The sequence below is a fragment of the Actinophytocola xinjiangensis genome (assembly GCF_001921215.1).
GTDB lineage: Bacteria > Actinomycetota > Actinomycetes > Mycobacteriales > Pseudonocardiaceae > Actinophytocola > Actinophytocola xinjiangensis.
In genome coordinates this window covers 424,099-439,710 of sequence record NZ_MSIF01000001.1, presented here as the reverse complement: position 1 = coordinate 439,710, position 15,612 = coordinate 424,099, and the positions used below count along the sequence as shown (strand labels likewise).

Below are 15,612 nucleotides of genomic sequence, written 5' to 3'. Positions count from 1 at the left end.
TCATGCGAGCCGCACGGCGCGGTCCAGCACGGTCAGCGCGCCGGTCGAGGTGAGCAGCCGGTCGTCGGCGTAGTTGAGGCTGGCGGAACGCAGGTCGCGGAAGCGGCGTTCCAGGGCCAGCGGCGAGTCGCGGCGATACCCGGCGGTCAGGCCGGCCAGCCCGACCATGCGGTCGACCGCGCGGAAGGTCAGCTCGGCCGAGGTGACCTTCAGGGTGTTGAGGTGGATCTGGGTGTCGGTCCCGGACAGGGACTCCCCCGCCGCGCGCAGGGCGGTGATCTCGCCGGTGACCCGGTGCAGGTAGCCGGAGACGAGTTCGAGGTCCATCCGGATGCGGGCCAGCCGCTCGGCCACCAGGTCCGAGGACAGGTCGATGCTCCGGGAACGCCTGTCCGACCGCAGCCAGGACACCAGGTCGGCGAACGCGCCGCGCGCGGTGCCCAGCCAGCACGCCGCCCACGCCAGGTGTCCGACCGGCCCCATGCTCTCCACCGCCACCGTGCGGAACCCGCCCGGCTCGCCGACGACCTGGTGCGCCGGGACCGCCCCGGAGATCCTCAGCCCGACGCTCTCGGTGCCGCGCATGCCCAGGGTGTCCCAGTCCGTGGCGCGGGTCAGGTCGAGCTGGTCGCGGTCGGCGTAGACCAGGCTGAGCTGGTTGGCGGTCGCCTCGTCCGAGGCGCGCATGGTGATCAGGAACCCGGTGGCGTGCAGGCCGCCGGTGACGACCGGGGCGTCGCGGTCCAGCCGCAGCAGGTCGCCGGTCCGTTCCAGCGGCGCGACCCCGGTCAGCAGGTGCCCGCCCTTGCCGGGCTCGGTGGTGACCGATGCCAGGTAGACCTCGCCGGCGGCGATCCTGGGCAGCACGTGGCCGGCCAGCCACGGGGTGGCGAACCGGACCAGGGAGTCGGTCTGCTGGCAGTGCATCGCCCACACCAGCGCGGTCGACATGCAGCCGGCGGCCAGGTCTGCGGCGACCGCCACCAGGTCGGTGAGGTCGCCGCCGAGGCCGCCGTGCTCGGCCGGGACCAGCAGCCCGAGCAGGCCCTGGCGCGCCAGGGCGTCGAGTCCGGCGGTGGGGAACGTGGCGTGCTCGTCGATCTCCCCGGCGTGCGCGTGCAGCACCGGCAGCACGGCGGCCACCCGGGCACTCGTGTCCGTGCTCACGACCGACCACCGTCCACGAGCCGGCCCAGTGCCCGCCGGTCGACCTTGCCGTTGGCGGTCAACGGCATCGCCGCGACGACCCGGCAGGTGGCCGGGGTGCGGGCCGGGCCGAGCAACGCGCGCAACCCGGCCAGGACCTGCTCCGGCCCGGCGGAGGCGACCACCACCAGCACCGCCTCCCGGTTCTGGTCCGGTGGCAGGACCACGGCCTGGTCGACGCCGGGGACGCGGCCGGCCGCGTCCTCGATCTCCACCGTGGACGTGCGGACACCGCGCAGCTTGAACAGGTGGTCGCGGCGGCCGTCGAAGTACAGGTAGCCCTCGGCGTCGAGGTGGCCGTGGTCGCCGGTGAGCAGCGTCCGCCCGCCGCCGGCGTCGCGGCGGTAGCGCGCCGCCGTCTGCTCGGGCGCGCGCCAGTAGCCGGCCATCAGGTGCGGGCCGCGCACGGCGATCTGCCCCGACCGGCCGGCCGGCACCTCCCGGCCCTGGTCGTCGAGGATGTGCACGCTGGTGCCGGGCAGCGGGCGGCCGACCGAGCCGGGGCGGTCCCGGTCACCGTCCACCTCGTGCACGGTGATCCGCTTGCACTCGGTGGTACCGAACATGATCTGCACGCCGGCGCGCGGGAACACCCGCCGCAGCCCGGCGATCGTCGCCGCCGGAAGGTGTTCGCCGGTGCTGGTCACCAGGCGCGGCGAGGTCAGCGCGGGCGTGGCGCGGCGGGTGGCCAGCCGCAGCAGCATGGTCGCGAGCGAGGGCACCAGCGGCAGCACGGTCACGCCGGTGGCCGCGAGGTCCACCAGGAACCGGGCGTCGCGGGTGGCGTCGGCCAGTACCAGCGTCCCGCCGGCCTGGAAGGTCAGGAACGTCTGGTAGAGGCCGTAGTCGAACGACAGCGGCAGCCGGCACAGCACGACGTCCTCGGCGCGGTAGCGCACCCTGGCCGCCACGGCCCGCGCGGCGAACGCGACCTGGCCATGGGTGCAGGCCACCGCCTTGGGTCGCGCGGTACTGCCCGAGGTGTACAGCAGCAGCGCCAGGTCATCGGGCCCGACCGGCGGGTCGGGCGCCTCGGAAACAGGCTCCGCGGCACGGAGTTCGTCGACCAGGGCACCGGGAACGGCTCCGACGCCGGGAACGTTGTCCAGATCGGAGGGGTCGTCGGTGAGCAGCAGCGCCGGGTCGGCGTCGGCCACCAGGTGCGCGAGTTGGTAGCCGGTGGTGTCGGTGGCGTAGGGGACGAACACCGCGCCGGCCCGCAGGCAGCCGAACAGCGCGGCGACGGTCGTGCGGTGGGCGCCGGCCCGCACCAGGACCCGGTCGCCGGGACGCACGCCCCGGCGGGTCAGCCAGGCGGCGGTGGTCGTGGCCAGGGCGGCCAGTTCGGCACGGCTGACCGTGCCGGCGGCGTCGACCAGAGCCGGACCGTCGGGGTCGCGGGAGGCCAACGCCGACAGGATCGTGCGCGGCTCCGAGGTTACCAGCACGATTGTCTACATCGGACTTCGTGACATACGGAAACCCCCGCGTCGTCCCCGGATCGGCGCGCGCTCGCACACGACCTGCACCATGACTACCGGACCCGACCGGAGCTTGTCAAACACCGTGTCAGTAGTTCTCCGGAACACCCCATTTCACCTTGTTCGCCACGACTTCCTCCGGCGAGGGAACCGTGCCGTCACTCGAACCAGGAGGCGTGGCGAACTCGTCGCGATGGTCCTCGACGCGATAGTTGAGCGCGATGTCGTCGGACACCTCGGGCGGCACCGACTCCTCCTCGAAAATGGCCTCGTACGGGCATTCCGGCTCACACGCGCCGCAGTCGATGCACTCGTTGGGCACGATGTAGAGCTGGTTGGGCCATTCCGGCGACGGTTCACCCGTACGCTCGACAATGCAGTTCACCGGACACACCTCAAGGCACGTCAGGTCGAGACAGTCCCGGCACAACCGGGTGATCACCCAGGTCATGGTGTCCTCTCCAACTCGGACCCGGGGAATTCCTCACGAAAGGCGACGAGGAACTCGCCGAGCCGGCGTGACGCGGCGTCGAACCACAGTTTTCCCTTGTCCGCCGTGGCCAGCGACGGCGAGCCGATGACCCCGCTGGTGCTCAGCACGGCGAAATCCTCCGGCAGACAGACGGCCGACTTGCGCAGCAGGTCGTGGTGGGTCGAGGGCAGCCGCCGGTAGCTGATCTCGTCCACCACCAGGTCCGTGCGGACGCTGTCGGGTCGCAGGTGCAGCATCAGCGAGGTCTCGAACTCGCACGCGTGCGCCATCCCGCCCGGCACCGGCGACTCCCGCAGTTCGGCCACCTCGTCGGCACACAGGCTCCAGTACGAGCAGCACGCCGCCGTCAGGCCGGCGGTCTCGTTGAGCACGTGGGTCGCCACCCGCAGCAGGTCGTTGTTCCAGCCGTGCCCGTTGACGATCACCAGCCGCCGCCAGCCCGAGCGGCGCAGCGACTCCCCGATCCCGACGACCAGGTCGAGGTACTGGCGCGCGGGCACCGACACCGTGCCGGCGAAACCCAGCTCCTTCTCGTTGTACCCGAACGGCAGCGACGGGAGCAGCACGTCCCCGGTCACCGTGCACGCCGCCGTCGCCACCTGGGTGGCCAGGTAGGTGTCGGTGTCCAGCGGCAGGTGCGCGCCGTGCTGCTCGCAGGAACCCGTGACCAGCACGGCCGTCGGGTCGCGCCGCGCGCGCAGGTCGGTGACCTCGGTCGTGCTCAGCTCGTCGATCAGCGGCATGCCGGCCCGCTAGCAGAACTCGGACCGGGCGCCGACCTTCGCGCCGCGCAGACAGGTGATCTCGTCGAGCATGTCCGAGGGCAGCTCACGCAGGTCCTCCCACATCCGGTCCCTGATCTCCAGCGTGCGTTCCAGGTGCTGCTTACGGCGGGCGTCGAAAGAGTCCTGGTCCCAGGCCGACGACGCCAGGTCGAGGCTGTCCTCGAAGAACCGCAGGCCGGCGTCGTTGAGCTCGCCGAGGTGGCGGTCGGCGATCTCCTGCACGCGCAGCGCCACGCTCTCCGGCCGCTCGCCGCCGCGGACCTGCCGCCAGATCCCCGGCACGTCGACCACCGCGAACCGCTGGAACAGCTTGTCCGCCTCGATCTGCTCCTCGGTGTAGCCCTTCATGTAGGCCCGGCCCAGCGAACCGATCGCCGGGATCTCCCAGTCGTACTCGTCGTAGGGCGAGTCGTAGCTGAAGTCGGCGGCCAGCAGCCTGCGCTGGATGAGCATCATGGACATCTCGGTGCCGGGGAACACGTCCAGCGTCTGGCAGTAGTTGGAGTACAGGTACATCTGGCCGATGGAGTGCAGGAACCGGCCGTCGATGCGCAGGTCCTCCCAGGTGGTCAGCGGGTCGAACATGATGAACCCGATCTGCAGGCCCACCCGGGTCTGGGCGAGCATCTCCAGTACCTCGCGGTACTCCTCGGGCGACTCCTGCTTCTTGAAGTACTCCAGCCGGCGCGGCGAACCGGACTCGACGCCGATGTAGACACAGCTCAGGCCGCTGTCCATCATCTTCTCGATCAGCGCCCGCTCACCGACGATGGCGTCGGCGCGCATCAGTGCCCGGTAGCCGATCCGCATCCCGGACTCCATGATCAGGTCGGCGATCCGGGAGGCCCGCTCGCGGCCACGGCGGGTGGACGGGATGAAGTTGTCCTCGCTGAACCAGAAGAACTCGATGCCGTACCGGTCGACCAGGTTCTTCATCTCGGCCACCACCAGCTCCGCGCTGCGCGCCCGCCACTTCACCCGGTAGCCCAGCGACGGGTCGACGCAGAACGTGCACTTGAACGGGCAGCCCCGGCTGGTGGTGATCCGCGCGTCGGTGACGTGCAGGCCGCGCGCGATCATCTCCTCCAGGGTGTCGCGGGCCGGCTCGGGCAGCTCGTCGAGCGCTGGCTCCGGCGGAGGACCGGTGTAGCGCATCCGGCCCTCGGGCGTGCGCAGGTACAGGCCGGTGATCGAGGCGAGGTCACCGCCCGAGGACAGCGCCTCCATCACCCGCACCATGGTGATCTCGCCGTCGCTGGCGACCACGGCGTCCACACACGGTTCGCGTTCCATCAGGTCGCGGGCGCTGTAGAAGGCCTGGTGGCCGCCCCAGATGATCGGCAGTTCCGGGCGCAGCTCCTTCATCCGGTAGCTCATCCGCAGCGCCTGGTTGATGGTGATGCCGGTGATCGACATGCCGACCAGGTCCGGCTCGCCGCGCAGGATCTGCGCCACGGTCTCCTCGACCGACTTGGCCGGGCCGTCCTCGGCGAGCTCCCAGTAGGACAGGTAGTTGTCCACCTGCATGTTGAACACGTCGACGTGGTAGCCGTGCTGGCGCAGGTAGGCGGCGATGTAGCCGAGTCCGAGGTGTTCGGCACCGGCCTGGGAGATGGCCGAGGACCGTTTTTCGTCGCTGGAGGGCAGCACAAGGGCGATCCGCTTCATGACCCGGCTTCTCCTATCGGTGTCAGCACCAGTGCTCGCGGGCAGTGCAGGGGACGGACGTGCTTGGCAAGGCACTCGTTGCAGCCGTCGCACCGGGCCCGCGCCTGGCCGCCGAGCATCTTGCGCGGCAGGTCGGGCTCGGCGACCAGTGGCCGGGCGAGGGAGACGAAGTCCAGGCCGTGGTCGGCGACCGCCCTGGTCATGCCGTCGGCGCTGCGGAACCCGCCGCAGGTGCCGACCGCCAGGTGCGGGTTCTCCGCCTTGGTCCGCGCGGCGAACGGGACGAAGAACCCCTCGGAGCGGACCTCGACCTCCCCCAGCCGCGAGGGGGTGCGGGCGGCCGGCGCCGCGGGCACCCAACCGCTCCACTCGACGCCGTCGATCCCGGTGTCGGCCAGCGCCCGGACGGCGACCAGCGAGTCCCGCTGGTCGTAGCCGGCGGTGACGAAGTCCGAGCAGTTGAGCTTGAGCAGCAACGCCAGCCGGTCGCCGATCTCGGCCCGGACCGCGCCGATCACCCGGCGCACCAGGTCCAGGCCGTGGTGGCGACCGGTGGCGCCGGTGCGCAGCGGCGGTTGCTCGGCGAGCAGCTGGCCCAGCAGGTAGCCGTGCGCGCCGTGCAACTGGACGGCGTCGAACCCGGCGGCCTCGGCGGCGCTGGCCGCCTCGGTGAAGCTCGCCACGACGTCCCGCTCGTCGAACGAGCCGGTGGACAGCACGCCGCCGTGGCCGAGCTGGGCGCAGAACACGACGTCGCCGTCGGCCGCCCGGCGGCAGGTGGTCAGCAGGCCGGCCCAGGCGTCGACGGCCGGGCCGGGGCGCAACACGCCGTGGCTGCGGCTGGCCCTGGTGTCCCGGGTGACCGCGAGGTAGCCGGTGATCACCATGCCGGCGCCCCCGGCGGCCAGGTCCCGGTGCAGCGAGACCATCGCGCCGGTCGGCAGGCACTCCTCGTCCACGGCGCGTTCGGTGGCGCCGGAGCGGACGATCCGGTTGCCCACCCGCAGCGGCCCCAGCGTCCACGCGTCGTCGAGCCGGCGTGCCGTGCGGGGTGAGGCCGGCCGCCGCCGGTGCAGCTCGGCGAGGTGGGACGGTGCCCCGTCTGCGCTCAGCGCCCGGTCGAGCGCGGCGGTGTCGGCGGGGGTGAGCGGCGGCAGGTCCCGCGAGCAGGCGACCAGCTCCCGCAGGTCGGTCTCGTCGCCGGGGTGCCCGACGACGACCGAGACCACGTCGGACAGCAGCGCGGCCTGCACGGTGAGCTGGGTGAGGGTCCGGCCGCCGGCCTCGGCGCGTAACCACCGGCCGGTCCGGGGACCGCCGGCCGACGGGACCAGTCGCACGATCACCGCGCCGGCCCATTCCCGCAGCAGCGGCAGGCTCTCCAGCAGCAGGTCCTGGTGGTGCGGGCCGAAGGCCAGCTCCACCGCGGCGAACGCGCCGGCCTCGACCACCCGGGCCACACCGGCCCGGTCGTGCGCCCGCGCGGCGAGCGCGCCGAACCGGCCGGCGTCCATGGCCGACCGGGCAGCCGTGAGAAAGTCGGTGAGAAAACCCCGGTCCCCCACCGGGTCGACGATCAGCAGGTCCCATCCCCGGTCGCCGGGCGGGTCGGGCGCGGCCCAGCGGCCGGCCGAGCGGAACGCGCCGGAGGTGGCCAGCAGGGTGTCCCCGCCGGCCTCGGCGAGCACCCCGGCCGGCACCGGCGCCGGCAGGCACAGGAACCGCATGCCCAGCCGCTGCGCGGCCCCGACCAGCTCGGGGCGGTGGTCGGGCATGCTCAGGCCGACCTCGGCGACGGTCAGCCCGGTCTGACCGAAGCGCCGCAGCACCGGTGGACGGGGGTGCAGGGCCGCTGTCACGGGCATCGGCTGGTCATCGGACGCACCCCGTGGCCGTGGTGAGCGGCGTGTCGCTGCGCAGCAGGCCGATCAGCTCCCGGATGAACGCCAGCGCGGCGGCGTAGGTGTCGTGGTCGAGCGAGAGCGCCGACTGGCGTTTGCCCGGCTCGCCGTAGAACTCGCAGTAGCCGCCCAGCACGTCGGCCACGCGCGTGGTCCGGTAGCCCCACTCGGCCAGCAGCGGGATCCCGTACTCGCGCAGCGCGGTCACCAGGTTCTCCCGCTGCGCGCCGGCGAAGAGCACCGCGCCGAACAGGGCGACGGCCATCTCCATGTCCCGCAGCCCCGCGTCCTGGCCAGGACGCGCCGGCACCCACTCGACGTCGAAGTCGATGAAGTGCAGGTGTCCCTGCTCGTCGACGATCTCGTTGTAGCCCCAACGGTCGCCGAGCACCACCCCGCCCTCGTGGGCCTGCATCAGCTGGAACAACAGGCGCAGCACGGTCGCCGGACCGGCGGTGCCCGAGGTGAGCGCGTCGCCCAGCGGTTCGCCGGGGATGTGCGCGCGGACCAGCCACCGTTCGCCGTGCGCCAGCACCTCCGGGGTGCGCACGCCGGCCGCGCGGGCCCTGGCGATGGCCGCGATCTCCTCCGGCATGGTGCGCAGCCGGAACGAGCCGCCGAGACCGGCCATGCCGGCGGCGGTGTACAGCTCGGCCAGGTAGTCCTCGATGTCCGCGCGGGAGCGGTCCGAGCGGTTGCGGAAGGCGAAGGTGCGTTCCGGGCCGGTGAGCATGATCGAGTGGTTGAGGTTGCCGCCGGTCAGCTCGGTACGGGTGAACGGGCCGTACCCGGCGAGCGCGGCCTCCGCCTCGGCCAGGTGCGCGGCCACCTCCGGTGGCAGGTCGGCCGGCCGCACCGGCACCACCGGCGGCCGGCGGCGCGGCGGTCGCCGGTCCCGCAGCGCCGTGCTGATCTCGCCGTACAGCTCGCGCAGCGCCGTCGAGCCCTCCCGCTGCACGACCCAGGCCGTGTCCTGGAAGTCGCGGTAGCGCTGGCCGCACTCGCCCCGGCGGGCCTCGCCGATGGCCGACATGAAGAACGTCATGTTGGCGTCGTTGAGCCGGCGGATGATCTCCAGCTCGCGCCGTTTCCACTCGTCCAGCGACCGGTGGTGGCCCAGCTTGCGGTAGGCGCGGGGCAGCAGGTTCGTCCGGTACCGGTAGAGCCACTTGTCGCGGGTGATGGTGTCGCCGCCGTGCGAGGTCTCGATCGCCCTGGCCAGCCACCCCAGGTTCGGGTCGGCGAAGTCGTAGGCGTCGTAGGGCGAGGTGGCGTTGAACCCGGGGTGCAGCAGGCCGTCGCGGTCCATGTCCACGGCGATCTCGGTGCCGGGGAACACGTCGAGGCTGTGGGTGAAGTTGCTCTCCAGGTACATCTCGTCGATCTCGTGCAGGAACGTCGCCGACGCCTCCAGGTCGTCGAAGTTCGCGTAGGGCTCGAACATGATGAACCCGCACTGCAACGCGACGCCCAGCTCCCGCATCTCCCGCACGCACGTCTTGTGCTGCTCGACCGTGGTGCGCTTCTTGAACCGGTCGAGCTGCTCGGCGCTGCCCGCCTCCAGCCCGACGAACGCCGACACCAGCCCGCTCTCGGCCAGGCGCGCCAACAGGTCGGGGTCGGGGTTGAAGGTGTCCGAGCGGAACCGCACCCGGTAGGTGACGTCCAGGTTCCGCGCCGCCAGCTCGTCGGCGATCTCCCGGGCGCGCCGGCGCGAGGACGGGGCACCGGTGACGAAGTTGTCGTCGGACATCCAGAAGTGGTCGATGCCCAGCCGCCGGTGGAGCATCTCCATCTCCTCGGCGGTCTGCTCGGCCGATCTGGCGTACCACATGCGGTCGTAGCGCATGGCGTCGATGCAGAACGTGCAGTCGTAGTTGCAGCCCCGACTGGTGGTGATCCGGCTCTCGGTGATCGGCGCGCGCAGCAGCATCCACAGCAGGTCGTCGCGGGCCGGCACCGGCAGGTCGAGCACACCCTTGGGCATCTTGCGGTAGTTCTCGTACACCAGCCGGTCGCGCTCGTCGGGCGCGCGGGTCACCAGTTCGGGGATGGCACAGGGGAACACGCCCCGGCGCAGCGCGTCCCCCAGCAGCGACATGGCCCGCTCGCCGTCGTTCATGCCGATGAAGTCCAGCACGTCGAAGGTCGCCATCAGCTCCTTGGCGCACAGGATCGCGTGCGGGCCACCGAAACCGAGCACGCAGTCCGGCCGCTCGGCCCGGATGATCTCGCAGACCTTGATGCTCTCCAGCAGGGTCATCGAGGTGACGCAGATGCCGACCACGTCCGGTTCGGTGGCCAGGATCTCCGCCGCGATCGCCGGCGCCTCGTAGGACGAGCGCGGGTCGGCCAGGCCGTCCCAGGCGTTGAAGAACGTGCTCAGCTGGAAGTTCAGCTGGGTCACCGGGTGGCCGCGCTCACGCAGGCACGCGGCGATCGAGCCGAGACCCAGGTGTTCGGCGCCGGCCATGGACACCGCGCTGGAACGCATCGACTCGGTGCGCGGCAGGACGAGGGTGAACCGGGGGTGGCCGCCTCGGCGCACGTGCCGCACCCCGACGTAGTTCTCCGGGGTGTCGACGTCGGGATCGTGGTGGTCGACCAGTGGCAGCATCACCCGATTGGCCACGATGCGTCCTCTCGTTCCATGTTGGCCGTGGGCTTGTGGCCGTTGAGGTGGGCGTGCACCCTGGTCGCGACGGCGTCGACCTCCTTCGCGATCCGCTCCAGCTGGCGCAGCTCACCGCGCCGGGCGACCTGCAACGCGGTCACCGTGTGGTTGAAGGCCGCGCGGTCGAAGTCGTTCTCCGCGTTGTCGATGGCGTTGTGCATCCACTCGGTGTGCCGTTTGGCGAGCACCCCGAACAGTTCCTCGGCCAGCCGGTTGGACCGGCTCCACAGGTCCTCCTCGGTGGAGTTGAGCACGCCGCCCTCGGCCAGCCAGCGCAGCCGGGGAAGGTTGAACGCGCGCAGCCGCATCAGCGACCGGTCGATGGCCATCAGCGGCGGCGAGTACTCCTCGTCGATCGCCTCGGCCAGCGGCTGGATGCGCGGGTCGTCGTACTCGTAGAGCCGGAAACCGCCCCGGTACGGGTGGTCGAAGTGGCCGAGGCCCTTGTTCTGGATCATCCGCCGGTAGGGGGTGGCCGGGTAGACGTCCATGCTCTGCACGAAGTTGAACAGGTTGTACGCCTCGTCGATCTCCATCAGGAAGTTGGTGTCCTCCCGCATGTCGGGGAAGGACGTCATCGGGTCGAAGAAGATGTAGCCGATCTGCAGGCCCATCCCGATCTCGCGGATCGCCCTGATCGTCGAGCGGACCTGGTCGGAGGTGCAGTGCTTGCCGAAGTACTTGAGCCGCCGGGGGGTCGCCGACTCGACGCCGATCAGCCCCATCGTCACCCCGGCGCGGAACATCAGCCCCAGCAGGTCCGACCGGCCGTCGAAGGCGTCGGCGCGGAAGTAGGCACGCATCGTGGTGCGCAGCGGGCTCGCGAGGATCGCCTCGCAGATCTCGGCGGCGCGCACCTGCGAGGCCTCCGACCGGCTGACGAAGTTGTCGTCCACCAACCAGAAGTGGTCGATGCCGAACCGCTCGTTCAACAGGGTGATCTCGTCGACGACGTCCTGCGGCGGGCGCAGCGTGTGCCGGCGGAACCCGGCGCGGTCCGACGTGGCGCAGAACGTGCAGAAGTCCATACAGCCCCGGCTGGTGCTCAGCCTCGCCTCGTTGGCGCCGGTGTGCTGGCGGATGGTCATGAGGTCGTCGCGGGCCGGGTGCGGCAGGTCCCACAACGCGTACTTGTCCGAGTCGGCCGGTTTGTGCGCGGGGTTCGGTTCGATCCGGATCAGATCTCCCTTGCGCGCACCGGTTTTCCAGCCACCGCCGAGGGATCCGTCGTCATTGCGGTAGTAGAAGCCCTCGAATCCGGCCAGATCCTCGCCGGCGATCACGCCGCGCACGAACGAGGGCAGCGTGAAGTCGCAGTCGCCCAGGCCGATCGAGTCGATCGTGGTTTCCTCCAGCATGAGCGGAAGCGCGGCAGAAGTGGCCTGGTGCCCACCGAAACAGACATGCAGTTCCGGCCGGCGGCGTTTCAGTTCGGCGGACAGTTCCAGTGACGTGGTGAGCGTCGGACCGGTGACGGTGATCCCGACGAAGGCCGGGTCCTCGGCCAGGATCCGATCCGCCATGTCGACCGGATCCGGTTGTACCTCAACGAATCCCTCGTGTTTCATCACCTTCAGGTAGGTGTCGAGGTCGAAGTTGAGGATCACCGTGCGGATTCCCTCACGCCGCAACGACGCGGCCAGGTAGGCGACCCCGATGTGCTCCGGGCCCGCCACGGAGGTGAAGGCCACGCCGGCGTGGATGAGCGGCGGCACGACCAGGACGGTCACCAGTTGGTCGGTGGAGGTTTCGGCAGCAGCGACAGACACGCGCAACAGCTCCTCACTGGCAGGGCGGCTGAATTGTCTGCGTTATTCCAGCCCGATGTTGCGTCGCCGACCCCCACGTCGTCCGCAATTCGCGGAAATGAGCATTATTCAAAACAGGTCGGCGTCCGGTCGCGAAACCGGAGTGTTTTGAATAAGACCCAACGACGAAGATAACCCAGGTGTCCAGCGGTTGTCCAGGACGAGCCGACCCCGATCGGCGCATTGATCACGCAATGCGCCTCGGGTACGATTCCTTGTTTTCTTTTACTCAGGCGGGAAGTGCCCTGGTGAGCGACTCCAGATCGTCGAGCAGGACCGCGGCGGTCGGCAGGACCTGGAGCTGCTCGGGCTGGAAGCCCGGCCGGGTCTCCGACACCGCCGCGATGATCTCCGCCATCCGGTCGCCCACGGAGTCCATGGCCGCCCGCAGGTCCGGCAGCGGGCAGGACTCGCGCAGCGCGACGTGCACCACCGACAGCGCGGCCACGTCACCGGCCAGGTGCTCCGGCACGATCAGCACGATCCGGTCGTCGGCGCGCCCACGCACCAGCTGCGGCACCCGGATCTCGGCCACCCGGCGCTTGGACCCGGTCAGCGCGGCGCCCGCGTCGGCCCGGCTCGTCAGACCCTCGGCGACACCGGTCTTGGTCACCACGGTCACCATGTCGGTGCCGGCCTCCTGGCCGAGCCGGTAGCGGGTCACGCCCGTCGGCCGGTCGACGACCCGCGCGTGCGCCCGGATGACGTCCAGCACCGGGAAGGTCAGGTCGGCCGGATCGGTGCCGGCGTCGCTCAGCGCGCGGATGATGTCGTTGTCGTAGAGGTCGGAGTCGCCGCGCGAGGTGCCGACGGTGACCGTCTTGGCCTGGTGCTTGACCGTGTCGATCGGCCGGGCCAGCTCGTCGAGCGCGGCCGTCAGCACCGCCCGCGCCTGCGCCGGCTGCACCGGGTCGGCCTGGTAGGCCAGACCCGCCAGCGCCACGGCGGTCTGGCTGCTGAGCACGCCCCGCACCTCGCCCCTGGCGGCGGCGGCGAGCACCTGCTGCACCAGCCGGACGACCTCGATCGGCAGCCGCTGCGCGGCGGTGGCGCCCCGGTCGACGGCCGCCTCCAGACCGGCCAGCGCCAGCCGCACGTCGTCGGCGGTCGCGTCGATGGCCCGGGCGGCGTGGTAGGCGAACAGGTGCCCGGCGGCGGTGGCCATGATCCACGCCAGCTCCGGGTGCGCCCGGGGCACCGGGACCAGCGCGTCGGTCGGCCAGAGGTACTCGGTGCCCTCGTCACACACCACCACCGCCCGGTTGCGGTGCGCGTTGAGGATCTCCACCTCCTTGATCAGGTCACTGACCTGCGCGGGCGGCGCCCCGGCGACACACACCACGACCAGCGCCTCGGCCGACAGGTCGATGTGCTTCTTGTCCTCGACGGCGTCGGCGGAGATCGTCTTGTAGCACAGCTCGGAGAGCTTGATCCGGATCTCGGCGGCGGCCACCCGGTTGGGCCCCGACCCGACGACCGCCCAGTACGGGTAGGCGGCGGCGACCTCGTCGGCGGTCTTGGCCACCTGCTCGTTGACCTTCTGCAGCGCCTCCAGCTGACCGGGGATCCGCTGCAGGCCGCGCAGCAGCGACTCCTCGCGCGCCGGGGTCAGCCGGCCCAGTTCCTTGGCCAGCTCCGCGCCCAGCAGCGCGCCGGCCGCGACCTGGGCGTAGAACGCCTTGGTCGACGCGACCGACAGCTCCACGTCGCGGCCGTCGGAGGTGTAGAGGATGCCGTCGCTCTTCTCCGCCAGGTCGCTGTCGCGCCGGTTGATGATCGACACGACCAGCGCGCCGCGCTCCCGGACGAGGTCGACGGCCCGGTTGGTGTCGGTGGTCGAGCCGGACTGGCTGACCGCCACCACGCACGAGTCGGACATGTCCTCACGCAGCCACCACGCGGAGAACTCGGTCGCCGGGTAGGCCCTGACCGGCAGGTCGTCGCCGATCATCGACTGCATGGTGTGCGCGATGCCCTGGCAGGCGACCGCCGCCGTGCCCTGACCGAGCACCACGATCTGGTGAATCTTGCCGGCGAGCAGCCGACCGCGCAGCTCCTCGGGCACCGACGAGTCCGGCAGGCGCACCGCCGGGCGCCCGGCGTCGTCGGTGGTGATCCGGCCACGCAGCGTCTTGCGGAACGACGAGGCCGCCTCGAAGATCTCCTTCTGCAGGTAGTGCTCGAAGTCACCGAGGGCGAGGTCGTGGGTGGTCACCTCGGCCAGCCGCACCTCCTGGCCGGCGAGCGGACGCGGGGTGCCGTCGCCGTCCCAGCGCTCCAGCGCCGCCTGGTCGCCCAGTCCGGCACGGGTCAGCCGCACGACCGTGCCCGGCGCGCCGGCCTCCGGCCAGAGCCCGCCGTCGACCTTGGTGAACCACGAGGTCACGCCGACCAGGCCGTAGGCCTCGCTGGCCACGAAGTACCCGGTGGGCGCGAAGCCGACGTAGAGCGACTGGCCGCTGCCCTTGGCGGCCAGCAGCACCTCGCCCGGCTCGCCGTCGCACTGCGCGCCGATCGCTATCGAGCCCTCGCACAGCGACAGCGCGGCGACCATCGCCTCGTGCGACGAGCGCCCGGCGGCCAGCTCGCGGGACAGCAGCAGCGGGATGAGCTTGGCGTCGGTGGTGATGCCGGCCTCGTCGGGCACGTACCCGCAGCCGCTCTGCAACGCCACGTAGTTGTCGACGTCGCCGTTGGCCACGGCGATGGAGTACCGGCCGGCCTGCTCGCCGGTGACGTCGCGGCTGTCGACGGGGTGCGCGTTGGCCTCGCTGGTGCGCCCGACGCTGGCCCAGCGGGTGTGCGCGAGCACGGTGACCGTGGCCGAGGGCAGGGCCAGTACGCGGTGCAGGTCGGTGTCGGCGCTGATGGACTCGCGCAGGTGGCGGGTGTTGTCGCCGAGGCGGCCGATGATGGCGGCGTGCTTGTAGGCGAAGCAGGCGCCGTGCGTGGTGGGCACCACCGAGCGGTCGCGGAACTGCGGGTCCTGCCGGTCGAGCGCCCCGACGGCGGCCGTGGCCCGGTCCGTGGCGTCCAGCTCGACCCAGACGGTGACACCGGCGGAGTCGCGGCCGCGCACCTCCAGCCGGTCGATGCCGTCGAGCACCGCGCTCAGGGCGGTGTAGGAGGTCACCGAGTGGGCGGTCCAGCCCCCGGCGGCCAGGTCCCGGGCGCGCACGGCGGCGTCCATCCGGTCGTGGCGCAGCGCCCACACCTGGTCGCGGACCTGCCGGACCTGGCCCTGCACCTGCTCGACGGCGTCGGCGCCCCAGTCGGCGGTGCGCGCGTCGAGCTGGGCCTCCAGCCGCGCGACGGACTCGGCCAGCCGCGTGACCTCGGCGTTCACCCGCTCGGGCGCGCCCGACAGCGTCTGCGCGGCGGCCGAGGTGCCGTAGAGGTCCAGGGCCGCGACGAGGCGCTCGGTCAGCGCTGCGAGCTGCTCGCCCAGCTCGTCCGGGCCCGCGTCGAACACGGTCTCCGGCAGCGTCGGCAGCGCCCCGGCGAGGGTCTCGGCCAGCAGCTCACCCTGGTCCGAGTAGACGGGCAGAGCCACAACGATCCCACACATCCAAGCCTCCTGAGGATCTGTCGCGGTC

At 71.6% G+C, this 15,612-nt stretch carries 9 protein-coding genes; all 9 read right to left on the bottom strand.

The annotated features are described in order from the left end of the window. The 9 genes from BLA60_RS02100 to BLA60_RS02060 all read right to left on the bottom strand — a co-directional run bounded on the left by BLA60_RS02100 (position 1) and on the right by BLA60_RS02060 (position 15,584). Positions 1–1,167, bottom strand: coding sequence for an acyl-CoA dehydrogenase family protein (locus BLA60_RS02100; protein ID WP_075130941.1), 1,167 nt, complete (start codon positions 1,165–1,167; stop codon positions 1–3). After that, positions 1,164–2,654 (bottom strand): class I adenylate-forming enzyme family protein, encoded by a 1,491-nt coding sequence (locus BLA60_RS02095; RefSeq protein WP_211288560.1) that lies wholly within the window; start codon positions 2,652–2,654, stop codon positions 1,164–1,166. The genes BLA60_RS02100 and BLA60_RS02095 overlap by 4 nt, the downstream gene beginning before the upstream one ends. A gap of 121 nt (positions 2,655–2,775) precedes the next feature. Further along, a complete protein-coding gene (locus BLA60_RS02090; RefSeq protein WP_075130940.1) occupies positions 2,776–3,138 on the bottom strand; it encodes a 4Fe-4S dicluster domain-containing protein in 363 nt (120 codons plus the stop codon). Then, positions 3,135–3,923, bottom strand: coding sequence for a creatininase family protein (locus tag BLA60_RS02085; protein WP_075130939.1), 789 nt, complete (start codon positions 3,921–3,923; stop codon positions 3,135–3,137). Before BLA60_RS02085 ends, BLA60_RS02090 begins: the two co-directional genes overlap by 4 nt. Before the next feature lie 9 nt (positions 3,924–3,932). Beyond that, entirely contained in the window at positions 3,933–5,633 is a 1,701-nt protein-coding gene (locus BLA60_RS02080; RefSeq protein WP_075130938.1) for a B12-binding domain-containing radical SAM protein, read from the bottom strand. Next, a complete protein-coding gene (locus BLA60_RS02075) occupies positions 5,630–7,498 on the bottom strand; it encodes an oxidoreductase (protein ID WP_075130937.1) in 1,869 nt (622 codons plus the stop codon). The genes BLA60_RS02080 and BLA60_RS02075 overlap by 4 nt, the downstream gene beginning before the upstream one ends. Positions 7,499–7,505: 7 nt before the next feature. After that, the gene (locus BLA60_RS02070) at positions 7,506–10,166 is read right to left on the bottom strand and encodes a B12-binding domain-containing radical SAM protein (protein WP_075130936.1); all 2,661 of its coding nucleotides are present in this window, start codon (positions 10,164–10,166) and stop codon (positions 7,506–7,508) included. Then, the gene (locus BLA60_RS02065; RefSeq protein ID WP_154814057.1) at positions 10,151–11,977 is read right to left on the bottom strand and encodes a B12-binding domain-containing radical SAM protein; all 1,827 of its coding nucleotides are present in this window, start codon (positions 11,975–11,977) and stop codon (positions 10,151–10,153) included. The genes BLA60_RS02070 and BLA60_RS02065 overlap by 16 nt, the downstream gene beginning before the upstream one ends. A gap of 268 nt (positions 11,978–12,245) precedes the next feature. Beyond that, positions 12,246–15,584, bottom strand: a complete 3,339-nt coding sequence (locus BLA60_RS02060; RefSeq protein WP_154814056.1) for an SIS domain-containing protein — start codon at positions 15,582–15,584, stop codon at positions 12,246–12,248. Between the last annotated feature and the right edge of the window lie 28 nt (positions 15,585–15,612).